Origin of the sequence: Legionella saoudiensis (assembly GCF_001465875.1) — a bacterium.
In the GTDB taxonomy this organism is placed as follows: domain Bacteria; phylum Pseudomonadota; class Gammaproteobacteria; order Legionellales; family Legionellaceae; genus Legionella; species Legionella saoudiensis.
Genome location: NZ_LN901321.1, coordinates 15,052 through 36,223 on the forward strand (window position 1 = coordinate 15,052; position 21,172 = coordinate 36,223).

Consider the following 21,172-nt stretch of genomic DNA (forward strand, 5'->3'; position numbering starts at 1 on the left):
TAAATACGTGAGCGGGCCCATTGGCGATTAGGAGTGAGCCCGCTGTTGATAATAAATCGATCTAAATTTCTACTGTCTTATTAAATTTATCATTGGGTCCGGCAATAACTTGAACTTCCTCAACTGATTTTTTTCCATGTAAAGAATAGGGCGAACTATGTCCTTTAGAAAAACGGACCATCTGTTTTTTAAAAGCGGCAATGCGGGCAGCAGATTCAGGAGTTTGTTTAAGAGAGGAGGATTGCATTAGCTCCAATAACAATTCACGGGGTTGGTGGCATACGATTAACATATCACATCCTGCATTAAGCGCTCGTTCAGCTCTAGTTTCTAAATTGCCAATATCGGCACCTTTCATACTTAAACAATCACTTAAAATCAATCCATTAAACCCTAACTTAGTGCGTAGGATATCGTGCAGCCAAATCTTAGAAAAACCCGCGGGATTATCTTTATCAATCGCTTCATAGGTTACATGTGCTGGCATAATCGCAGTTAATAACCCTTTATTGATTAACTCACTAAATGGCTTTAAATCTTTTGCTTCTAATTCTTCTAAAGATGCTGAGGAGCTAGGCATCGCAATATGCGAGTCCGATACAATAGAACCATGACCGGGAAAATGTTTTCCCACCCCAGGCATACCTGCATCATTCATGCCTTGAATAAAGGCACCTGCTAATGCAGTAACTGCATCAGGATTTACATGAAATGCTCTATCTAAACCGGCTATAACACGGCTGTTGCCCTCTAGATCCAATATAGGGGCCAGACTCAGATCAATTGCATGGGCTAAAAGTTCTTGCGCCATGATTTTTCCATATTCTTGGGCATGAGCTAAACCTACGTCTTCATTGAGGTCATAGACCTTGCCATAGGAGCGCGCTGCCGGAATGGAGCTAAATCCCTGGCGTTGAAACCGTTGAACATTACCTCCTTCATGGTCAACTGCAATAAAAAGGGTGGAGTTAATGCTTCTTATCTCACCAATTAATTGTGCGAGTTGTTCTGGATTAATAAAATTACGGGTAAACAAAATTATCGCGCCCACACTTGGGTGCGCTAAAATTGTCCGCTCTATATTAGATAGCTTCGTTCCCTCTATATCAACCATGAATTGCGCTGGCATAATAATGCTCCCGTTTAACGTAACGCACGTCACCTCTCATTGTAAACTTGATGACGTAATTTAAGGTCTTAGACCTCATTACCGTTTAAATTAGCGCATGATTTTATCATAGATTGACGAAGGATTAATATTTCTGAGTATCCTTTACTGGTAATCTGAAGTCGAGTTAGCTATCATCGCCTTTTTGAATTATTTTTGACAAAATGAAAAGCTTTTCTTGCGAAGTGCTGTATCGGCATTCAGCCACCAAAGCACGGGTTACCCGTGTTACCACGGCCCATGGTGAATTTATCACACCAGTATTTATGCCTGTTGGCACGCGTGCCGGTGTAAATAATATGATGCCTGCTGAGCTACAAGAAGCACATAGCCAAATTATTTTAGGAGGTAATACCTATCATATGCTATGTGCTCCAGGTATGGAGGTTATTGAAAAAGCCGGTGGCATGCATCCTTTCATGGGATGGCATGGTCCTATGTTAACGGATAGCGGTGGCTTTCAAGTTTTTAGTTTGTCCAGAAATAAAGAAATTTGTACCATTGATGAAGAGGGGGCTCATTTTGTCTTGCCTGGCAAGCAAGGAATAATCCATATGACTCCTGAAATGTCTTTAAAAACTCAGAAGATTATTGGTGCCGATATCATTATGGCCTTTGACCAGTGTACACCAGATAGCTGTACTAAAGATGAAGTCAGCCACATTATGACGCGCACGCATCGTTGGTTAAAGCAATCAATCCATTATCATCAGCAGCATCCAGAATCTCGTTATGGCTACCAGCAAGCGCTATTTGGCATCATTCAAGGGGGCACGTTTAAGGATTTACGGCGAGAAAGTGCTGATTTTGTTTCATCTATGAATACGGATGGTCTTGCTATTGGGGGCGAGACTATCGGTTTTGATATGAACACTACCGTTGAAGTAATTCGTTGGGTGCGCGATTATTTGCCGGAAAATAAGCCGCGTTATACCATGGGGGTGGGTATGTCACCTCAAGATCTTTTGGACGTAGTTGCAGAGGGAATCGATATGTTTGACTGTGTTGCGCCAACGCGTAATGCACGACATGGAGCTTTGTATTGCGGTAAGTTAGTGCACGAAGGAAATTGGCTGCGTTTTGCCAGTGAGTATGAGAATGAACGTATTCAAATTAAGAAATCATGCTTTGCTGAAGATATGTCGCCCATTATGCCGGATTGTACTTGTTATACTTGTCGTAATTATTCACGCTCTTATTTACACCACTTAATAAAACAGAAGTCTAATCTTTTCACTGCTCTGGCGACAATTCATAACATCCATGTGATGCATGATGTTTGTGATAAAATGCGCGAGTTGGTAATTAATTCACAGGAGAAATAATGGTAGTTATTAGTACATCTAAAGGTGATATTCATCTTCAGTTAGATACAGAAAATACTCCAGTTACAGTTGAGAATTTTTTAAGTTATGTGCGCAGCGGGTTTTACGATAATACAATTTTTCATCGCGTCATTTCTGGCTTTATGATTCAAGGGGGCGGACTCGATTCCAATATGGAACAAAAGCAAACGCAAAGTCCAATTAAAAATGAAGCAAAAAATGGTAAGCCGAATAAACGGGGTACGATTGCTATGGCAAGAACTATGGACCCACATTCTGCAACAGCACAATTTTTCATTAACGTAGCAGACAATGCCTTCTTAAATTATACAGCAGACTCAATGCAAGGTTTTGGCTACTGTGTATTTGGTGAGGTAGTTGAGGGGATGGATATTGTCGATGCTATTGCTAAAGTGAAAACCGGGCAAAGCATGGGGCATGCCGATGTTCCTGTTGAAGAAGTAAGTATTCTTTCAGTTAAAGAAGTCGAGTAATTGCTTATTCTTATGAATTTGCTGCATGACTGATTTTATAAATCTGCCGTCATGACGAGCAAAGTGAAGCAACTCAGGTTTCGTATGGCGAACTCCTGAGTTGCTTCGTCACTCCGTTCCTCGCAATGGAAGATAAGTTAATATTTATGTCTATTTCTTAATTTACACTTTGCGTCATTGCTGTAAAGGGAAGCAACCCAGAGTTTTGTGCTGCGAGCTTCTTGCTATGTTCTTTGTATTAGGAAACTCATGAACGGAAATTCTATTCGCCTCGACGTTTCTTAATACTTTCCGAATAATCAAAAATAGGTATCTCAATATGAAAGAAAATAGCCAGTAGGCGTGCAATGAAAATACTTATCAGAGTAATGATTACACTAATATTTTCGGTAACTTGAAAATGATTCAGGGTAATAAAAAGCAGGGCTCCTGCAATAGCAATGACCGCATACAATTCTTTTCTCAGAACTAACGGAATGTCATTACATAAAATATCACGAAGCATCCCACCACAAATGCCGGTAATTACCCCACTAATTACGGCAATACTCGGAGACAATCCATGATTTAATGCTTTTTGAGTGCCAATGATAACAAAGGTTGATAGGCCCAACGCATCGAGAATTAGAAAGAGTTTCATAATTTTTATTAATGAATGAGCAATAAAAATAGTGAGAAATGCACATAAGGATGTGTATAATAAGTACTCTGGATGAAGTACCCACGTCAATGGGTAAGTATTAAACAGCGAGTCTCTTACGGTACCACCACCAAGAGCTGCAATACATGCAATAAGCATGACGCCAAAAAAATCCATTTTTTTGCGGCCGGCAGCCAGTGCACCTGTAACTGCTTCGACGCAAATGCCCATGATGAAAAGAAAATGTAACAACATACAACTCACTGCCTGTAAAAGGGCCAATGATAACATTGTTGAGTCAAGTGGCGGAAGATATAAACGTGCGAATTCTTTGTACAGAACTCGCATTAAAAGTATTTTTTATTTGGAGCGTATTCATGGAGATAAGTATGCCGTTTTTCCTAAATGAAATTGATACAGATGCACGTAAAAAAATTCTGGAGCTTGACCAAAAACTAAAGACTTTACGCGCAGAGGTAGAGTTGAAATTAAATGAAGCAGAGGAAAGCCATTTGCCTCATTTAATGCAAGATATTGAACAAGCTATCAAAGCAATCACACCAGTGGTGTCATTGGTTGCTGATGAATAAGCATGTTTCTAGCCCGTATTAGCGCAGTGTAATACGGGAAGATAAACCATTAATTATAATGAATACTAAATACCGGCGATTCATCTTTAATAGATGCGCTGGCATATTGATTCTTACCTAAACGATATCGTTGTGCCAAAATTTTAATATTGGTTAACACTATGGCCGCTAAGATAATAATGATTAGACTAGGGGAGCTAGGCATTTGGGTTTTTCGTGCTAAATAATCGGAAAGTAAGGGGGGAACGCCTGCTGCTAAACTGGCCGCAATTGAGTAAACAATAGACAAAGCAGTGCAACGTATCTGCAGCGGGAATAGCTCGGTGAGTAAAACGGTTGCTACACTGTAATAGCATGCGCAGGGAATAGAGATGAGCAGCTGCATTAAAATATAATAACCTGCATTCCCATAATTAATCCCATGCATAAATGGATACGCGAGTACTAATAAACCGCTGCTGGCAAACGTGAGCATTTTCAAACGGTCTTGTTTATCAGAAAGCCAACCAAAAATGGGAATCAGCACGGTGACTAAGGCTAGTGCTAAGGTATTTGAGGTCATAATTAAGGAGCGGGAAAGATGCGCATATTGAATTGCATGCAATGGAATATAAAGGTAGAAAAAGAAGCCTGTGGTGACTGAGAGAAAACTGGAGAAAAATGCGTAATGGAACATGAAGGGGTATTTTTTAACGTAATTTACCGATTGCTTATAGATATCCCGGGTTGTAGGTTTTGCTCGATTTGCATAATAGACAATATAGGCAAGGCTTTCTGGCATCTTAGCACGGATCGCAAAACCAATAATTGTGGTCAGCAAGGCAAATAGAAAGGGAAGACGCCAGAGATAATCTATTTCTGGATGAGCATCCGCGAAATAACGCATGCCCTCAACAATCAGGCATGCAAGTAAGTACCCCGCTTTGACACCAACTGAAGACCAACAGCCGCGAAAACCGCGTTGCTTATTATCACCACTTTCAACTAATAAGGATGCTGAATTCAAAAACTCAGAGCCTAAGGCCATACTTTGAATGATGCGTAAGGTTAATAATAAGCCAGCAGCGGCAAGACCTATGTGCTGATATCCAGGAATAACGCCAATTAGAGCAGTAGAAATCCCCATAATTAGGATTGATACCATCAGGACATTTTTTCGTCCATATAAATCCGAAAATAAACCTAAGATAAACGCGCCTAAAGGTTTCGCTAAATAAGCAATAAAGATTAAGGATAAAACAACAGTAAGACTGCCCTTATTATCACCAATCAAGTAGCGGGACATTTCTGTAGCCATAAAATAACAGATGGACATGTCATAGGCTTCTACGACATTTCCCATAAGGCCGCCGAGTATGGATTTATTTTGGTGTTTCATAGTTCAACCTGTATGGGTAATAGGGGTGAGGAGAACGGATCATAGATATTTAAAAGAGGAACTAGATTAGTTGAACAATATTGTCCAATTTTATAAAAGTCCTCATGTTGATTCGCAAAAAGTTCACGTGTATGCGCACAGGACTTTCGACTGGCCAGAGAATAGACAAAATATTCTTCCCCCATTTTGGCCGCAAGGCTTAATCCTAGGGGATAGCTGTGTTTGATTTGTTTTAAATAATACAGTTCATCGTAACGCGTATAATCATATAAGCTTTGCCAATAATCTTGTATGCATAATTCAAACCACTGATGTCGATAACTTTTATCATAACGCCAGAGAGGGCTATTAAATAAATTAAACTCCATAGCAGGGGTTGAGGATAAAGCAAGCAATTGATTGTTTTTGTTAATACGGGCAAAGGCAATGTGATCAATTTCATGTATGCCTAACACATCTCGGAATACAGATGAGACTTTACTTCTAAAGGCAAAAAGTACTTCCAGCAATTCTGGATGACAGGTTACTTCATTACGACAATTTTCCATAAAACCATTCTTATTTCAAGTTCCATGCGGCCGGCTAAAATGCTTTATTGAAGCTAAAGCCAGATCAATAATTCTTGTTGACTGCTCTTCATTGGCATTGATTAAACTTACGTCATTAATCAATTCCATCAAGAAGTCGGAGACTTCTTGTTCCATAAGCTGGCCATTATATAGATTTGCTGCCTTGGTGAAAATATAGTGAAGCAAAGTTTTACTAATTGAGATTTTATCTTGCTGTAAGCCGCGATCATCATGAGAGTCACCAAATAATAACCAGCCGGGCGAAACATGTAGTTTCGTAGCGATTTCAACAAGTTTTAATGGTTCAGGAATGGCTTCACCACGAAGGTATTTTCGGCAAATCTGTAACGAATAGCCGGTTATTTCCGATAGTTTATGAATGCAAACGCCAGATGTGGAGCGTTGAGAATTAAAGCCTGCAGCAATCATGGCATCGCGTAAGCGGTATGCAAATTGTTTTGTTAAATCAACTTTTTCCATGGGGCGTGCAATAACTTAAGAGTGAATCTGTGCTGAATTGTAGCAAAGGCCAACGCAACCTGCAAATTTTAGTAGTGAATGGAAACCTTTGGTTTCCTTTCGAAATTAATTGTTGACATTCGAAACTTAGGCGCTATAATGGCTGTGAAATTTACGGAAATAATTTCAACAAAGTCCAAAATACATGGAAAAACATGGCACCCGATGGAACATAGTGTCATGAATAGTTCAACAAACAGGAACAGTGGTTTTACCATAGCGGTGAACCTCGCAACACCAAGGCTTGAATGATGGAAATCATTCAGGCCTTTTTTTTTATCGCCTCTGTCCAAATGCAGCATCATCGATTGCCGAAGAGCAATTGTTGAAAAGTAATTTTGATTTAGGGGGCAAATGCCTGTTACTTAATCAGCCCTTAAGCTTGATTTTTTTATACTTTGGCAATGCAAAATTTGAGATAAAAAATGAGTAGAGCAAAATTAGAATGTCTGTCGAGTTAAAGAAATCGTATGCAGGGAAAGGACCTAGCCAACCTTCATTGGCTAGGAACCGATATCGAATAGTTATATAACTCCCATTCCTAACATACGGATAAATTCACGGTTAATTTCTACCATATGGTCAAGTTCGGTATCTTTGGAGTTTGGCCAGAACGTAAACTTTGCGTTACTCGAGTAATATTTTTTGGCTTCTTCTTTAGATGACATAACTTCGGGCTTTGGTGCAAGTGCCGAATCAAGAGATTTACTGCGTTGTCTTTTATGGCCTTTTTCTTCAAGCATAGGCTCAGCTTTTCTTTTAGGAAGCTGCGCATCTGCAGAATTGCTTCGCGGGCGTGTAGCAGGTTTTGTGGCATCTTTGGCTTCGTTATCTTTGCGTCGCTGTAACTCTGCTTGTTCCAGATATTCTGTCTCCAGAATTACATAGGTCGTTTGCAAGTGAGGGGATAGTGTTCTTGCCTCGGCATTTTTTGTGGAGATAAATTGTGCAAGAATTTCTTCCTTTTTCTTAACGTTGGCATAGCTTTCATGAGTGGTTTTAAGATTGGCACTTTTTAAATTTTTGTTTTCACCAAGAACCTCATTGAGGAACAATACGTCTCTGGATAATAAAAAGGTTGGTCTAAAGACTTTAGAGTCATTATTTGCTTGGATATGTTTTCTTAACTCTCGGAAATTTCCAACAGGGCTTACGTACGCTTGCAGTGCTTTATAGGTATCATAAGCGGTATCGGATAATTTTGTATCTAAAATTTTTAAATCAGTTTCTACTACAGACAAACGCAACATAACTAAGGCAAATGCCTCATAATTTTGGTACTGATTAAGAAGTATATTGGCGACTTCTATCCATCGTTCAAAAGCATGATATTGGGCCGATTTTTTAGTATGTGCGGCGATATTAGTTCCAACGTACTTATCTAGAATAGCGTAACATTGCAGATAGTTTTGTAGGTTGATACTACCGCGGCTACTGTCAGAAAAACCAGCTGGATTTGCTATATCCTTTTCTTCTAGTTTTTGAAAAAAGCTTCTTAATTTAATATCGAGCAGGTCGGCGTAATCTTGGGCGAGGCGTGCTTCAACTTGTTGGCACCGATCATTGGTTTCGGGACGGGTTGCCACAATTTTTCGTACCTCTTTTTTAGAAAATTTTTTGTCCCATTCTTGAGAGGTGGGAAGAGTATCTACAAATGAATTGTTTTCTTGGAACCAAGTCGAGAACGAGCGTGCTCTGAACCAATTTATAATAGTGTTTATTGGATTTGCCATGATTATTATTCTTATAAGTTAGACAAGAGACGATCACTATGTATTTTCTTTGTCAAAAAGTCAAATAAATAATTGCATAACTACGGTAAATAATAAGTTGCTTTGCCGCAAGCACTATTATATACTGCCTAACTATGCTTTATGCAGGTCTTTTTCTAGGCACGTAGCTCAGTGGTAGAGCACCACCTTGACATGGTGGTGGTCGGTGGTTCGATCCCACTCGTGCCTACCAATGTAACAGAATTCTTTTAAGTTATTAAGTGTAGAATATTTTACGCTTAGATTGTAGTTATTTTCAGATTATGTTAAGCCCTGCTCTGCAGGGTTTTTTTTTGAGATAAATGATCGTCGGACATACGGATACTAACCATGCCAAACATTAAATTACCTGATGGAAGTGTAAAACATTTTGAAGCGCCTCTGACTGTTTATGATGTGGCACACAGTATTAGTCCCGGATTGGCAAAAGCTGCTTTAGCAGGCCGTGTCGATTCACGTCTGGTTGATACGTCTTATTTGCTGGAGAATGACTGTTCTCTAATTATTATTACGGAAAAGCAAGAGGATAGCTTAGAAGTTATCCGCCATTCCACAGCACACTTATTGGCACAAGCAGTAAAAAGCTTATTTCCAACGGCTCAAGTAACCATTGGTCCAGTAATTGAAGATGGTTTTTATTATGATTTTGCATTTCAGCGGCCATTCACGCCTGAAGATTTAGAACAGATTGAGGCGAAAATGCAGGAGTTGGCCAAGGCTAATTATCCGGTCAGCCGCAGAGAGTTGCCTCGGGATGAAGCCATTAGCTATTTTAAGAGTATTGGTGAGGAATATAAGGCAAAGATTATTGCAGATATCCCCGCGGATGAAGTGCTCTCCCTCTACAAGCAAGGTGATTTTGAAGATTTATGCCGTGGCCCGCACGTACCTTCTACTGGCTTTTTAAAAGCATTTAAATTAATGAAAGTTGCTGGTGCCTATTGGCGAGGTGATTCTAATAATGAAATGTTGCAACGTATTTATGGCACTGCTTGGACTGATAAAAAATCTTTAGCTGATTACCTGTTTCGTATTGAAGAGGCCGAAAAACGTGATCATCGTAAGTTAGGTAAAAGCTTAGAGTTATTTCATTTCCAAGACATTGCTCCTGGAATGGTGTTTTGGCACCCCAAAGGATGGACCATTTATCAAGAGCTAGAGCGTTATATGCGTTCACGCTTAGTGGATTTTGGTTATCAAGAAATTAAGACACCTCAATTGGTTGATCGCGTTCTATGGGAAAAATCGGGTCACTGGGCTAACTTTAGAGATGAAATGTTTGTTACAGAAACCGAGAATCGCCATTATGCGGTAAAGCCAATGAACTGTCCTTGCCATGTGCAAGTTTATAACCAAGGCTTGAAGAGCTATAGAGATTTACCCTTAAGATTCTCTGAGTTTGGTAATTGCCACCGTTGTGAGCCTTCAGGTTCATTGCATGGCTTAATGCGAGTACGTAATATGGTGCAAGATGATGCCCATATTTTCTGTACTGAAGATCAGATTCAATCTGAAGTAGATATGATGTTGCAATTAGTGCAGTCAGTCTATGCCGATTTTGGCTTCCAGGAAATTAAATATCGCCTGGCATTACGCCCTGAAAAACGCGTGGGGAGTGATGAGGTTTGGGACAAAGCCGAAGGTGCTTTGAAACAAGCAATGAAAGACCGCAATATTGAATGGGTTGATGCTCCAGGCGAAGGTGCTTTTTATGGACCAAAGATTGAATGCTCTTTAGCGGACTGCTTAGGACGAATCTGGCAGTGTGGTACTATTCAAGTTGATTTTTCTATGCCAGGCCGTTTAGAAGCAAGTTACGTAGCAGAAGATGGCAGTAAGCAGACTCCTGTAATGGTGCATCGGGCAATTTTAGGATCTTTTGAGCGGTTTATGGGAATCTTAATTGAGCATTATGCTGGAAAATTGCCTTTATGGCTGTCTCCAGTACAGGCCGTAGTTTTAACTATTAGTGAAAAACAAAACGCATATGCTGAAAAAGTAACCCAAATTTTACAAAAAAGAGGGATTCGCGCCAACTTTGACTTGAGAAATGAGAAAATTGGTTTTAAAATTCGCGAACATACGTTACAAAAAGTTCCTTATCTCTTAGTGATCGGGGACAAAGAAGTCGAAGCAAACCAAGTTGCTGTACGTACCCGTGAAGGTGCAGACTTAGGTGTGATGACAATAGATACAATTTGTGATACCTTAGTGCAAGAAATTGCCCATAAGGGATCAATATCCAATTAACCAGCAGGGGAGATTAAGCCATTAGTGCACCGACTAAGCGTGAAAGTGATCGCGCACGAATTAATGAACAGATCAATGTACCTGAGGTACGCTTAATTGATGTCGATGGTAATCAGGCAGGAATTGTATCAATACGTGAAGCCCTGCGCCTTGCGGAAGAGGCTGGTTTGGACTTGGTGGAAATATCCCCAACAGCCAAACCCCCTGTATGCCGTATTATGGATTATGGAAAGTTTCTCTTTGAGCTGAGCAAAAAGCAGGCTGAGGCCAAAAAAAGGCAGAAGCAAACTCAGGTTAAAGAGCTGAAATTCCGTCCTACGACGGAAGATGGAGATTATCAGGTCAAGCTACGCAACCTGATCCGTTTCCTCAATCATGGTGATAAGGTCAAGATTACACTACGTTTTCGTGGTCGTGAAATGGCGCACCAAGAACTTGGTATGAAGATTCTTGAGCGTATTCAACAGGATACTGCTGAATTCGCTGTTGTTGAACAACATGCGAAACGCGAAGGAAGACAATTACTGATGGTATTATCGCCCAAAAAAACTAAGTAGCAGAACAAATGCGGAGTAATATGCTATGCCGAAGTTAAAATCACATCGTGGAGCGTCCAAGCGTTTCATTAAAACAGCAAGTGGTCGAGTAAAACGCCGTGGCGCTTACAGAAACCATATTCTCACCAAGAAGTCTACAAAGCAAAAACGCCATTTACGCGTTGGTGCGAGTAGTTTGAAAGCATGCGATGCACGTTTAGCAGAACGTATGTTGCACGGTAGTTAAGGGGAGAATAGAAAATGCCAAGAGTTAAACGTGGTGTGACTGCCAAAGCGCGTCATAAGAAAATAATGGTCCAGGCGAAAGGTTACTACGGTGCCCGTAGTCGTACCTATCGTGTTGCCAAACAAGCAGTGATTAAAGCGGGTCAGTATGCTTACCGTGATAGACGCCAGAAAAAGCGTCAATTTCGTGCATTATGGATTACTCGTATTAACGCACAAGCTCGTGAATGTGGATTATCATACAGTCGCTTAATTGATGGTTTGAAAAAAGCATCAATTGATCTAGATAGAAAGGTTCTAGCTGATCTAGCGGTTCATGACAAAGTTGCATTTGCTGCTATTGCTGAACAAGCAAAAGCTGCATTAGCAAAATAATTGCTTTAGCTTAACTGTTATAACAGTTAACTAGGACAACTATAGTGTATTTCTTAAGGAGGCCTAGGCCTCCTTTTTACTTGTGGGTATAATTATGCAGGATATCACCGCCATACAAGAACAAGCTTCTGACGCAATTAATCATGCACAAGATGTTGCCGCTTTAGAGTTAATTCGCGTTGATTTTTTAGGTAAAAAAGGCCGATTAACTGAAATCCTAAAAGGATTAGCTCATTTATCCGCTGAAGAAAAGCCTAAAGTAGGACAATTAGTCAATCAGGCCAAACGCGAAATTACCGCACTGATTGAGGCTAAAATGTACGAGCTCAAAGAAAAGCAATTATTAGAAAAGCTTACAGCAGAGCAAGTCGATGTGACCCTTCCAGGCCGTAATAAAGATAGCGGTTCATTACATCCTGTAACCCAAGTAAAACATCGAATTAATGAATTTTTTAGTCGTTTAGGATTTGATATTGTTGATGGTCCTGAAATAGAAACAGAGTTTTATAACTTTGAAGCGTTAAATATTCCTGGACATCACCCCGCACGGGCGATGCATGATACTTTTTACTTTGGCGATGGCCGCCTTTTGCGAACCCATACTTCACCGGTACAAATTCGCACAATGGAGCAACGTAAGCCACCATTTCGCTTAATCGCTCCTGGACGTGTTTATCGTTGTGACTCTGACTTAACGCATACACCAATGTTCCATCAGGTAGAGGGCTTGCTCATCGATAAGCAGGCGACTTTGGCTGGACTAAAAGGCCTATTGCAAGACTTTTTCGCTCATTTCTTTGGGCGTGAACTCGCGTTAAGATTCAGACCCTCTTATTTTCCGTTCACTGAACCTTCAGCAGAAGTGGATATTGAATGTACTCAATGTAAGGGTAAGGGCTGTCGCTCTTGTAAATTCACTGGTTGGTTGGAAGTATTAGGTTGCGGTATGGTACACCCAAATGTTTTAAAAGCAGTCAATATTTCTCCTGATGAATATCAAGGCTGGGCATTTGGTATGGGGATGGATCGATTAGCCATGTTGTATTATGGAATCGATGACTTGCGTATGATGTTTGAAAATGATTTTACTTTCTTAAGTCAATTTTAATTAGGTGGTAAGGACTATAAATGAAATTAAGTAAATTATGGTTACGTGAATGGGTTAATTTCTCATTAACAGAACAAGAATTAGCCGATCAATTAACAATGGCAGGTCTGGAAGTCGATGCAGTAAGCCCTGTAGCTGGAGAGTTTACCCACGTAATCGTTGCTGAAGTTCTTAGTACTAAGCCACATCCTGATGCCGATAAATTAACTTTGTGTGAAGTAAACATTAATACGGATACTCCTTTACAAATTGTTTGTGGTGCCTCTAATGTGCGCCCGGGGCTAAAAGTTGCATTAGCTATGATTGGCGCGGTCTTGCCTGGTGGCTTTAAAATTAAAGAATCAAAGTTACGTGGCCAGCTATCACAAGGCATGCTGTGCTCCGTAGCAGAACTAGGGATGGCAGAACAATCAGATGGAATTTTGGAACTGGAGCACGAAGCCCCTGTTGGCATGGACTTACGGGAGTATTTAACTTTAGATGACCATGTTCTGGATGTTGATTTAACCCCCAATCGTGCTGATTGCTTTAGCGTATTAGGGATTGCTCGCGAAGTCGCTGTATTAAACAAATTACCTTTGCTCGAGAAACCAATACCAGAGGTTGCTCCCAGCATTGATGATGTTCTTCCCGTAACACTGCTAAACCCAGAGGCCTGTGCACGCTATTGTGGTCGTGTTATTCGTAATATTAGTCCTCATGCAAGTACGCCTGTATGGATGTCAGAGCGCTTGCGTCGCGCTGGTATTCGCTCATTACATCCTGTTGTTGACATTATGAATTACGTCATGCTTGAGCTTGGACAGCCAATGCATGCTTTTGATCTGAACACGATTAAAGGCGAAATTAAGATTCGTTTTAGTCATGAAAACGAACAATTAGAATTACTCGATGGTCAAGAGCTCTGCTTCAACGCGAATGTATTGGTTATTGCCGATCAAGAAAAGCCCTTAGCCATGGCTGGAGTAATGGGGGGAGCGAATAGTGCCGTACAAGAGCATACAACGGATGTTTTCCTTGAGAGCGCATTCTTTAATCCCATTACTATTGCTGGTGTTGCTAGAAAATTTGGTCTATTTAGTGATTCGTCACAGCGTTTTGAGCGAGGAGTCGATCCTTATTTACAACGAAGAGCTCTGGAGCGTGCCACCGAACTTGTTTTGTCAATTGTTGGTGGGAAAGCGGGTCCTGTAATTGAAGCGAATAACAGCACATATATACCTACTACCGTTAATTTTTCTTTTGATACTGACAAAGTGAAGCGCTTGACTGGTCTTAATATCTCACGTGAAGAAATGAAAAGCCTCTTACAAGGAATTGGCATCTCTGTTGTCAACGAACACAGCAATACGATTCTTGAGGTAAGCATTCCTTCACACCGTTTTGATATTCAGCAAGATGTTGATTTAGTAGAGGAAATTATTCGCTTATACGGCTATGATAATTTAAAAGCAGAACCAATGCAGGCTTCGGTACAAGCAGGAACCACCTGTGCCAATGAAGAGATTGCGACTCGCGTAGCACGTTGGTTTAGCAGTAATGGATACAATGAAACCATCAGTTACAGTTTCGTAGATCCTCAACTACAAGAAGAACTTTATCCGCAATACCAAACCATGCAGTTATTAAACCCCATTTCTTCAGAACTATCGCAAATGCGGGTAGGAATGTGGCCAGGCTTAATTGCTTCGATGATCCACAATGTTCACCGCCAGCAGCAATCGGTAAAGTTTTTTGAGGTGGGAGTAGTTTTTGACCTTAAGCAGCAACACTTAGCCGAGCGCCCTTGCGTTGCAGGTTTGATGATGGGATCGATAGGTGATGTAAATTGGAGTGAAACCAGCCGCAAATTTGACTTTTTTGATTTAAAAGGTGATTTGCAATCTTTATTTGCTGCGTTAAAATTAAACCGCGTTGAGTTTATTGCGGCATCGCATTCAGCATTACATCCCGGGCAATCTGCTGAAATTTTAGTAAATGGGGTATTTGCTGGGTGGATAGGGGCATTACATCCGCGCTTAATTGATGCTTTAGATTTGCAAGACGATGTGTTTTTATTTGAATTAAATTTAAATGCACTTATTGGCCATGGTGCGCCTCGTTATCGACCCATATCAAAATATCCACAAATCCGCCGAGATTTGTCGTTTTTAGTGGACAAGCAAATTAGCGTGATGCAGATTGAGTCGGCAATTAGATCGGTTATTAAAGAAAATTGGTTGAAAGCCTTTGACGTATTTGATGTATATACTGGCCAAGGTATTCCAGAAGGCAAGAAAAGTTTAGCTGTTGCAATGACGTTACAAGATGATAGTCGTACATTAGTTGACGCTGAGATCAATTCTCTAATCAGTGCTATAATCAAAGCGTTAGAAAATGAATTTTCAATCATATTGAGGGAATAATCGTGAATGCACTTAGCAAAGCAATAATGTCTGAAACCTTGTGTGATGAATTAAACATGTCTAAATCTGCTGCAAAAGAAATGGTAGAAAATTTTTTTGAAGTATTACGACATGCACTTGAACATGGACATCATGTAAAATTATCAGGTTTTGGTAATTTTACCCTAAGGGATAAGCCACAAAGACCTGGTAGAAACCCGAAGACAGGTGAAGAAATACCTGTTGTTGCCCGTAGGGTAGTGACGTTTAAATCAGGTTTGAAGTTGAAAACCAAAATTGAAGAAATAGGAAAATAGTTCGTTGACTTATTATTCGAAACATGTACTTATATGCACTAACCAGAAGGCTGCAGGCAAACAATGCTGCGCTAACTCTGGTGGTGAAGAGTTTTTTACTTACATGAAATCACGCTTGTCGGAACTGGGTATGCATGGCCCAGGAAAAGTTCGTGTGAGTAAATCAGGTTGTCTTGGACGTTGTGATTTAGGGCCTTGTGTTGTTATTTATCCCGAAGGTGTATGGTATACCTACTCATCTTTTGCTGATATTGACACCATTATTGACTCGCACTTGATTTCTGGGAATATTGCCCAGGAATTAGCAATTGATCCTGAGCACGTGTAAATTATTTTACCTGCGCTCATAGGATAATTAAGGTTGTGAATGCATAATCACACCCATGTAAGAAAAAATCGTAGGCTGGGCTATAAGCTCAGCAGCGGTATTTCGATGAAGCCATTGCTGGGCTTCACAGCCCAGCCTACATCCATATTAGTTCGGTAATGAAACATCTGTATTTTTGTTTCTTTAACTGAACAATATTTTTATAGTGGTTTTATCAGACAGAATTTGTTATATTTACGCGGATTTATTTATTTGTTTGTAAATTTTTATCCTTTTTACTTGTAGGATGTTTCTGTTTTGGTTAAAATCGCCCGTCCATGATAGAAGATTACTAATTTAGGCAGTTCGGAGTTCATTTAATGAAGACATTTAGTGCCAAAAGCCATGAAGTCAAACGTGACTGGTTCGTGGTTGATGCCAGCGATAAAGTTTTAGGTCGCTTAGCTACTGAGATTGCCCGTCGTTTACGCGGAAAACATAAAGCTGAGTATACCCCCCATGTTGATACTGGTGACTACATTATCGTCACAAATGCAGAGAAAGTTACTGTGACCGGTCGCAAATTCAAAGACAAAATGTATTACCGTCACACAGGTCACCCAGGTGGTATTAAATCAGATAGTTTTGAAAAACTACAGGCTAGAAACCCTGTTCGAATTATCGAATTAGCTGTAAAAGGCATGTTACCAAAAAATCCTTTGGGTCGTGAGATGTATCGTAAACTTAAAGTATACGTTGGCAACGAGCATCCACATACAGCACAACAACCCAAGCAACTTGATATTGAGGAATAAGTATTATGGCTGAAATGAAGCAATACTATGGCACTGGCCGTAGAAAAAGTTCAACAGCTCGTGTGTTTTTGCGTCCTGGTAAAGGTGAGATCAAAGTTAATGGTCGCACTTTGAAAGAATATTTCTGCCGTGAAACTTCTTGCATGGTTGTGATGCAGCCACTAGAAACTGTTGATTTAGTTAACAAGTTCGACATCTACATTACTGTTGTTGGTGGTGGTGTTTCTGGTCAAGCTGGTGCCGTTCGTTTAGGTATCGCGAGAGCCTTAGTTAATTATGATGAGCATGGTTTAGCGGAAGATGCAGAACCAAATCCCGATTCATTCCGTAGAAAGCTTCGTGCTCGCGGCTTGTTAACACGTGATTCACGTCGTGTTGAAAGAAAGAAAGTGGGTCTACACAAAGCACGTCGTGCTACTCAGTACTCCAAACGTTAATCGTTTATTGGACACCAAAAACCCCGCTGTTGCGGGGTTTTTTATTGGTTGGGCTGTAAAGCCCGGACTACTGAGTTAAACTGCCCGGATACCCTAATATCATTCTGAGGTGCTCTCATAATGAGTGAAGTTACCGATCCAAATCAAAAAGTAGAAGATTCTATAGATGAAGGCAGACGCCGCTTTTTACTGGGCACTACCTGTGTTCTAGGCGGTATTGGCGCTTTATGCGCGTTGACGCCTCTCGTCTCATCTTGGTTGCCAAGTGCCAAAGCCCAAGCTGAAGGCGCTCCCATTCACGTTGATTTAAGCAAAATGGAACCTGGTGAGCAAGCAGTTGTTGAATGGCGTGGTAAGCCAGTATGGATTATTCGTCGTACACAAGAAATGCTACACAAGCTTAATGAAAATACCGGACAATTAAGAGATCCTCAATCCCTCACCGCTCAACAACCAGCTTATGCACAAAATCCACATCGTTCACTTAATCCGGAGTATCTTGTATTAATTGGCATTTGCACCCATCTTGGCTGTTCGCCAAAATACAAACCAACACTTGGCGAGTTGGGTCCTGATTGGCCTGGAGGCTTCTTTTGCCCCTGTCATGGCTCTACTTTTGACCTTGCCGGTCGAGTTTTTAAAAATGTACCGGCACCGATAAATATGGAAGTGCCACCTTATTATTTTATTGATAAGCATACCCTGGTAATTGGCGAAAATAGTAAAATGTAGCTACTTTAGAGAAAATGAATGAACAGATTATTTAAATGGTTGGATGTACGCTTCCCATTGATAAGTACCTGGAAACAATACTTTAGCGCCTATTATGTGCCCAAAAATTTAAATTTCTTCTACTTTTTTGGTTCTATTGCCTTGGTTGTTTTAGCGAACCAGTTTATTACTGGTTTATGGCTCACAATGTTTTACACGCCCAACTCAGAGCAGGCTTTTGCTTCAGTGGAGTACATCATGCGCGATGTCAATTACGGTTGGCTGCTGCGTTATATGCACTCGACAGGGGCTTCCGCGTTTTTTATTGTAATTTATTTACATTTATTTCGCGGCTTGCTTTATGGCTCCTATCAACGACCACGCGAATTAGTATGGCTCTTGGGTATGTTATTGTATGTTTTACTTTTAGCTGCGGCTTTTTTAGGCTACTTGCTGCCTTGGGGGCAAATGTCTTATTGGGGAGCAGAGGTAATTACTTCATTGGTAGGTGGTATACCCTATATCGGGGACAGTCTTGAAATCTGGTTAAGAGGCGATTATTCGGTGACTAACGCAACACTTCAGCGCTTTTTTGCGTTGCATATTGTTGGCATACCATTACTTTTTCTATTTCTGGTTTTTTTACATATTGTTGCTTTACATCAGGTTGGCTCCAATAATCCCGAAGGCATAGACATAAAAAATAATTTAGATTCGAAAGGAAATCCTGTTGATGGCATTCCGTTCCATCCCTATTATGTTGTTAAAGATTTTCTTGGCGTTTTGCTTTTTTTACTGTTCTTTTTTGCGGTGGTATTTTTTGCCCCAGAAATGGGAGGGTACTTTTTAGAGCATAGTAATTTTGCTCCTGCCAATCCTATGGTAACACCGGATCATATTGCGCCCATGTGGTATATGTCCCCATTCTATGCCATTTTACGCGCTATTCCTGATAAACTTTTGGGAATTATAGGCATGGGAGCTGCTGTTGCCATCTTTTTCTTTTTGCCTTGGTTAGACCGTAGCCCCGTGCGCTCTATGCGTTATAAAGGTCGTTTTTCACGCATCATGTTATGCCTCGGAGTTATGGCATTTTTAATTTTGGGGTATTTAGGCACTATTCCTGTAAATCCTTTGCGCTTACTCATATCCCGTATTTGTGCGGTCCTTTATTTTTCATACTTTATTTTGATGCCATTCTACACACGCTGGGAAGTCACGCGTCCAGTTCCGCTGCGGATAGGAGGCTAATATGCGAAAGCAAAGAGCACTTCTAGCAGGAGGAGTATTGGGATGCTTGTTGCTCCCAATATTGGGGGCTCAATCTTGGGCAATGGATAATAAGCCCAGCTTGCAGCGTGGAGCCAAGCTGTATATGAATTATTGTTCAGGCTGTCATTCATTAAAATATTTGCGTTACAACCATATGGCAGAAGGCTTAGGCCTTATAGGTTTTGATGGGCGTATTGATGAAGATTTACTTAAAAATAATCTTATTTTTACTGATGCAACCGTGAATGATCCCATTCGTATTGCCTTACCGCCAGAAGATGCCAAACAATGGTTTGGGGTAGTACCTCCTGATTTATCTTTAGTTACTAGAGAAAAGGGCGCCAATTGGTTATTCTCGTACTTAAAAAGTTTTTATACTGATAACTCCAGGCCTTTTGGGGTAAACAATTTAATGGTACCTGGGGTTGCCATGCCGAATATTTTGGAGCCCTTAATTGGTGAAATGACCTTAGTGCCTGGAACTAAAGAACAGGCGCCTCATTTATCCTTGGTTAAGGAAGGGGAGTTATCTGCGGCCCAACTCGATAGTCTTTTGCAAGACTTAGTGAGCTTTCTCATTTATGTAGGTGAGCCTACACAAGCGATTCGGCATCGGTTAGGTGGCATTGTATTGGCGTTCCTGCTGGTGTTTTTACTGGTTGTTTTCGCTTTAAAACGCGTGTATTGGCAAAAAACATCGTAGTTTAGATAACAAAGTAACCCAAAAGATTAAAAATATGGTAAAATGTTACGTTTGTACTGTAGGGTAGGGATTTGAGCAATAGCTCAGTAGTTTTCCACAGAATTATTACCCCTAGGTGCCTTACCGTTTTTCATGAAATGATAGGAGTTGCTCATGGCAATTGTTGCAAAGCGCACTATAATGTCTTTATTTTCTGATATTGATGATGTGTACAGCCATCAGGTTCGTATCGTTTTGGCAGAAAAAGGAGTGAATGTCGAAATTCTACCTGCCAAGCAAAATGAACCCAGCGCTGATCTTTTAGCTCTGAACCCTTACGGAACAGTGCCAACTCTGATTGATAGAGAACTTGTGCTGTATGAACCACGCATTATTATGGAATATTTAGATGAGCGTTTTCCTCATCCGCCATTATTGCCAGTATATCCTGTTGCACGCGCAGAAACACGTAAAATGATGCATCGAATTGAACATGATTGGTATTACTTAATGAACCAAATTTTAAGAGATACTAATGTAGAAGAAGCAAGAGCAAACTTATTTGAAAGCTTAACCAGTTTAGATCCTGTTTTTGCCGACAAGCCTTACTTCTTAAGTGATGAATTTTCGTTGCTGGATTGTGCTTTAGCTCCTTTATTATGGCGTTTGCCTCGTTTAGGTATTGATATTGGGCCTGAGCATAAAGGATTAATTGCATACATGCAGCGCTTGTTTAAACGGGAGTCGTTTCAAGTTAGCTTAACTGATGCTGAGCGACAATTAAGAGCGGCATAAACATGACTATGACATCAAACAAACCTTATTTAATTCGTGCTTTTTACGATTGGATTGTAGACAACGGATTAACACCTTACGTATTGGTTAATACCGCCTATGCGGGTGTACAGGTTCCTCATGAGCACATTGTTGAGGCACGGATCGTGTTAAATATATCTCCTGCAGCCACTCGCGGGCTCTTATTAGAAAACGATCGCATCGTCTTTACTGCGCGTTTTTCTGGGAAAACTGAGCAAATTTTTGTTCCTCCTAGTGCGGTATTAGAAATCTATGCCAAAGAAAATGGTCGCGGTATTGCGTTTGAGCTTGAAGAAGAGCCACCATCTTCGCCTCCACCAGCAACTGCTGGAGCTGATGCCGCTGCAACTATGGCTAAAAGTAAGCCGTCGTTAAAATTAGTTAAGTAATGTAAGGCTCGTCGCCTGCACGAAGTGAAGGATCTCCTGAATAAATCATTGATACTATGGTGCTATTCAGGA

At 40.6% G+C, this 21,172-nt stretch carries 24 protein-coding genes and 1 tRNA gene; 19 read left to right on the forward strand and 6 right to left on the reverse strand.

From position 1 onward, the window contains the following. Positions 1–61: 61 nt before the first annotated feature. On the reverse strand, positions 62–1,129 hold the full coding sequence (gene nagZ, locus BN3124_RS02455) for a beta-N-acetylhexosaminidase (protein ID WP_058533289.1): 1,068 nt from the start codon (positions 1,127–1,129) through the stop codon (positions 62–64). 203 nt (positions 1,130–1,332) lie between these two features. On the opposite strand from nagZ, the gene tgt reads away from it, so the two are divergent. Both tgt and BN3124_RS02465 read left to right on the forward strand, forming a co-directional pair. Then, positions 1,333–2,493: a tRNA guanosine(34) transglycosylase Tgt gene (gene tgt, locus BN3124_RS02460; RefSeq protein ID WP_058533290.1), complete on the forward strand. Its 1,161-nt coding sequence runs from the start codon at positions 1,333–1,335 to the stop codon at positions 2,491–2,493. After that, entirely contained in the window at positions 2,493–2,987 is a 495-nt protein-coding gene (locus tag BN3124_RS02465; RefSeq protein ID WP_058533291.1) for a peptidylprolyl isomerase, read from the forward strand. The genes tgt and BN3124_RS02465 overlap by 1 nt, the downstream gene beginning before the upstream one ends. Before the next feature lie 262 nt (positions 2,988–3,249). Here the strand turns inward: BN3124_RS02465 and BN3124_RS02470 are convergent, their stop codons facing one another. Next, complete coding sequence (locus BN3124_RS02470; protein ID WP_058533292.1) at positions 3,250–3,882, reverse strand: trimeric intracellular cation channel family protein; 633 nt, start codon at positions 3,880–3,882, stop codon at positions 3,250–3,252. A 134-nt stretch (positions 3,883–4,016) separates the two neighbouring features. Between BN3124_RS02470 and BN3124_RS02475 the strand changes: the two genes are divergently transcribed. Next, positions 4,017–4,217, forward strand: coding sequence for a hypothetical protein (locus BN3124_RS02475; protein WP_058533293.1), 201 nt, complete (start codon positions 4,017–4,019; stop codon positions 4,215–4,217). A gap of 49 nt (positions 4,218–4,266) precedes the next feature. On the opposite strand, the gene BN3124_RS02480 is transcribed toward BN3124_RS02475, so the two are convergent. The 4 genes from BN3124_RS02480 to BN3124_RS02505 all read right to left on the reverse strand — a co-directional run bounded on the left by BN3124_RS02480 (position 4,267) and on the right by BN3124_RS02505 (position 8,416). Continuing rightward, positions 4,267–5,595 carry an MFS transporter gene (locus BN3124_RS02480; protein ID WP_058533294.1) on the reverse strand — a complete coding sequence of 443 codons (1,329 nt, stop codon included), beginning with the start codon at positions 5,593–5,595 and terminating at the stop codon, positions 4,267–4,269. Then, entirely contained in the window at positions 5,592–6,143 is a 552-nt protein-coding gene (locus BN3124_RS02485; protein ID WP_058533295.1) for a hypothetical protein, read from the reverse strand. The genes BN3124_RS02480 and BN3124_RS02485 overlap by 4 nt, the downstream gene beginning before the upstream one ends. Positions 6,144–6,158: 15 nt before the next feature. Then, positions 6,159–6,644 (reverse strand): helix-turn-helix domain-containing protein, encoded by a 486-nt coding sequence (locus tag BN3124_RS02490; protein ID WP_058533296.1) that lies wholly within the window; start codon positions 6,642–6,644, stop codon positions 6,159–6,161. A 563-nt stretch (positions 6,645–7,207) separates the two neighbouring features. Next, the gene (locus BN3124_RS02505; protein ID WP_058533299.1) at positions 7,208–8,416 is read right to left on the reverse strand and encodes a RasGEF domain-containing protein; all 1,209 of its coding nucleotides are present in this window, start codon (positions 8,414–8,416) and stop codon (positions 7,208–7,210) included. A 157-nt stretch (positions 8,417–8,573) separates the two neighbouring features. On the opposite strand from BN3124_RS02505, the gene BN3124_RS02510 reads away from it, so the two are divergent. From BN3124_RS02510 to BN3124_RS02585, 16 genes are all read left to right on the forward strand, one after another. Beyond that, positions 8,574–8,648: transfer RNA gene (locus BN3124_RS02510), tRNA-Val, on the forward strand. Positions 8,649–8,785: 137 nt separating this feature from the next. Next, positions 8,786–10,705 (forward strand): threonine--tRNA ligase, encoded by a 1,920-nt coding sequence (gene thrS / locus BN3124_RS02515; protein ID WP_058533300.1) that lies wholly within the window; start codon positions 8,786–8,788, stop codon positions 10,703–10,705. A gap of 20 nt (positions 10,706–10,725) precedes the next feature. Next, a complete protein-coding gene (infC, locus tag BN3124_RS02520) occupies positions 10,726–11,262 on the forward strand; it encodes a translation initiation factor IF-3 (protein ID WP_058533301.1) in 537 nt (178 codons plus the stop codon). Between the two features lie 25 nt (positions 11,263–11,287). Then, the gene (gene rpmI / locus BN3124_RS02525; RefSeq protein ID WP_058533302.1) at positions 11,288–11,488 is read left to right on the forward strand and encodes a 50S ribosomal protein L35; all 201 of its coding nucleotides are present in this window, start codon (positions 11,288–11,290) and stop codon (positions 11,486–11,488) included. 14 nt (positions 11,489–11,502) lie between these two features. After that, a complete protein-coding gene (gene rplT / locus BN3124_RS02530) occupies positions 11,503–11,862 on the forward strand; it encodes a 50S ribosomal protein L20 (protein ID WP_058533303.1) in 360 nt (119 codons plus the stop codon). A 94-nt stretch (positions 11,863–11,956) separates the two neighbouring features. Next, the gene (gene pheS / locus BN3124_RS02535; protein WP_058533304.1) at positions 11,957–12,970 is read left to right on the forward strand and encodes a phenylalanine--tRNA ligase subunit alpha; all 1,014 of its coding nucleotides are present in this window, start codon (positions 11,957–11,959) and stop codon (positions 12,968–12,970) included. 20 nt (positions 12,971–12,990) lie between these two features. After that, entirely contained in the window at positions 12,991–15,375 is a 2,385-nt protein-coding gene (pheT, locus tag BN3124_RS02540; RefSeq protein WP_058533305.1) for a phenylalanine--tRNA ligase subunit beta, read from the forward strand. 2 nt (positions 15,376–15,377) lie between these two features. Further along, positions 15,378–15,671: an integration host factor subunit alpha gene (locus BN3124_RS02545; protein ID WP_058533306.1), complete on the forward strand. Its 294-nt coding sequence runs from the start codon at positions 15,378–15,380 to the stop codon at positions 15,669–15,671. Between the two features lie 4 nt (positions 15,672–15,675). Then, the gene (locus tag BN3124_RS02550; RefSeq protein ID WP_058533307.1) at positions 15,676–15,999 is read left to right on the forward strand and encodes a (2Fe-2S) ferredoxin domain-containing protein; all 324 of its coding nucleotides are present in this window, start codon (positions 15,676–15,678) and stop codon (positions 15,997–15,999) included. A 359-nt stretch (positions 16,000–16,358) separates the two neighbouring features. Beyond that, on the forward strand, positions 16,359–16,793 hold the full coding sequence (gene rplM / locus BN3124_RS02555) for a 50S ribosomal protein L13 (protein WP_058533308.1): 435 nt from the start codon (positions 16,359–16,361) through the stop codon (positions 16,791–16,793). Positions 16,794–16,798: 5 nt separating this feature from the next. Then, positions 16,799–17,230, forward strand: coding sequence for a 30S ribosomal protein S9 (rpsI, locus tag BN3124_RS02560; protein ID WP_058533309.1), 432 nt, complete (start codon positions 16,799–16,801; stop codon positions 17,228–17,230). Between the two features lie 120 nt (positions 17,231–17,350). Then, positions 17,351–17,962 carry a ubiquinol-cytochrome c reductase iron-sulfur subunit gene (gene petA, locus BN3124_RS02565; protein ID WP_058533310.1) on the forward strand — a complete coding sequence of 204 codons (612 nt, stop codon included), beginning with the start codon at positions 17,351–17,353 and terminating at the stop codon, positions 17,960–17,962. An 18-nt stretch (positions 17,963–17,980) separates the two neighbouring features. Further along, positions 17,981–19,192, forward strand: a complete 1,212-nt coding sequence (locus BN3124_RS02570) for a cytochrome b (protein WP_058533311.1) — start codon at positions 17,981–17,983, stop codon at positions 19,190–19,192. 1 nt (position 19,193) lies between these two features. Next, entirely contained in the window at positions 19,194–19,916 is a 723-nt protein-coding gene (locus tag BN3124_RS02575) for a cytochrome c1 (protein ID WP_058533312.1), read from the forward strand. 153 nt (positions 19,917–20,069) lie between these two features. Continuing rightward, the gene (locus tag BN3124_RS02580) at positions 20,070–20,690 is read left to right on the forward strand and encodes a glutathione S-transferase N-terminal domain-containing protein (RefSeq protein WP_058533313.1); all 621 of its coding nucleotides are present in this window, start codon (positions 20,070–20,072) and stop codon (positions 20,688–20,690) included. Between the two features lie 2 nt (positions 20,691–20,692). Continuing rightward, positions 20,693–21,100, forward strand: a complete 408-nt coding sequence (locus tag BN3124_RS02585) for a ClpXP protease specificity-enhancing factor (RefSeq protein WP_058533314.1) — start codon at positions 20,693–20,695, stop codon at positions 21,098–21,100. The last annotated feature ends 72 nt before the right edge of the window (positions 21,101–21,172 follow it).

What these genes read in the sequence shown, in the direction of transcription:
- rplM (WP_058533308.1), top strand. Translation starts at nt 16,359, where the DNA reads ATGAAGACATTTAGTGCCAAAAGCCATGAAGTCAAACGTGACTGGTTC.
- BN3124_RS02505 (WP_058533299.1), bottom strand. Translation starts at nt 8,416, where the DNA reads ATGGCAAATCCAATAAACACTATTATAAATTGGTTCAGAGCACGCTCG.
- tgt (WP_058533290.1), top strand. Translation starts at nt 1,333, where the DNA reads ATGAAAAGCTTTTCTTGCGAAGTGCTGTATCGGCATTCAGCCACCAAA.
- petA (WP_058533310.1), top strand. Translation starts at nt 17,351, where the DNA reads ATGAGTGAAGTTACCGATCCAAATCAAAAAGTAGAAGATTCTATAGAT.
- nagZ (WP_058533289.1), bottom strand. Translation starts at nt 1,129, where the DNA reads ATGCCAGCGCAATTCATGGTTGATATAGAGGGAACGAAGCTATCTAAT.
- BN3124_RS02580 (WP_058533313.1), top strand. Translation starts at nt 20,070, where the DNA reads ATGGCAATTGTTGCAAAGCGCACTATAATGTCTTTATTTTCTGATATT.
- BN3124_RS02490 (WP_058533296.1), bottom strand. Translation starts at nt 6,644, where the DNA reads ATGGAAAAAGTTGATTTAACAAAACAATTTGCATACCGCTTACGCGAT.
- BN3124_RS02470 (WP_058533292.1), bottom strand. Translation starts at nt 3,882, where the DNA reads ATGTTGTTACATTTTCTTTTCATCATGGGCATTTGCGTCGAAGCAGTT.
- BN3124_RS02485 (WP_058533295.1), bottom strand. Translation starts at nt 6,143, where the DNA reads ATGGAAAATTGTCGTAATGAAGTAACCTGTCATCCAGAATTGCTGGAA.
- rpmI (WP_058533302.1), top strand. Translation starts at nt 11,288, where the DNA reads ATGCCGAAGTTAAAATCACATCGTGGAGCGTCCAAGCGTTTCATTAAA.
- rplT (WP_058533303.1), top strand. Translation starts at nt 11,503, where the DNA reads ATGCCAAGAGTTAAACGTGGTGTGACTGCCAAAGCGCGTCATAAGAAA.
- pheS (WP_058533304.1), top strand. Translation starts at nt 11,957, where the DNA reads ATGCAGGATATCACCGCCATACAAGAACAAGCTTCTGACGCAATTAAT.
- BN3124_RS02475 (WP_058533293.1), top strand. Translation starts at nt 4,017, where the DNA reads ATGCCGTTTTTCCTAAATGAAATTGATACAGATGCACGTAAAAAAATT.
- thrS (WP_058533300.1), top strand. Translation starts at nt 8,786, where the DNA reads ATGCCAAACATTAAATTACCTGATGGAAGTGTAAAACATTTTGAAGCG.
- BN3124_RS02585 (WP_058533314.1), top strand. Translation starts at nt 20,693, where the DNA reads ATGACTATGACATCAAACAAACCTTATTTAATTCGTGCTTTTTACGAT.
- pheT (WP_058533305.1), top strand. Translation starts at nt 12,991, where the DNA reads ATGAAATTAAGTAAATTATGGTTACGTGAATGGGTTAATTTCTCATTA.
- rpsI (WP_058533309.1), top strand. Translation starts at nt 16,799, where the DNA reads ATGGCTGAAATGAAGCAATACTATGGCACTGGCCGTAGAAAAAGTTCA.
- BN3124_RS02465 (WP_058533291.1), top strand. Translation starts at nt 2,493, where the DNA reads ATGGTAGTTATTAGTACATCTAAAGGTGATATTCATCTTCAGTTAGAT.
- BN3124_RS02575 (WP_058533312.1), top strand. Translation starts at nt 19,194, where the DNA reads ATGCGAAAGCAAAGAGCACTTCTAGCAGGAGGAGTATTGGGATGCTTG.
- BN3124_RS02480 (WP_058533294.1), bottom strand. Translation starts at nt 5,595, where the DNA reads ATGAAACACCAAAATAAATCCATACTCGGCGGCCTTATGGGAAATGTC.
- BN3124_RS02570 (WP_058533311.1), top strand. Translation starts at nt 17,981, where the DNA reads ATGAACAGATTATTTAAATGGTTGGATGTACGCTTCCCATTGATAAGT.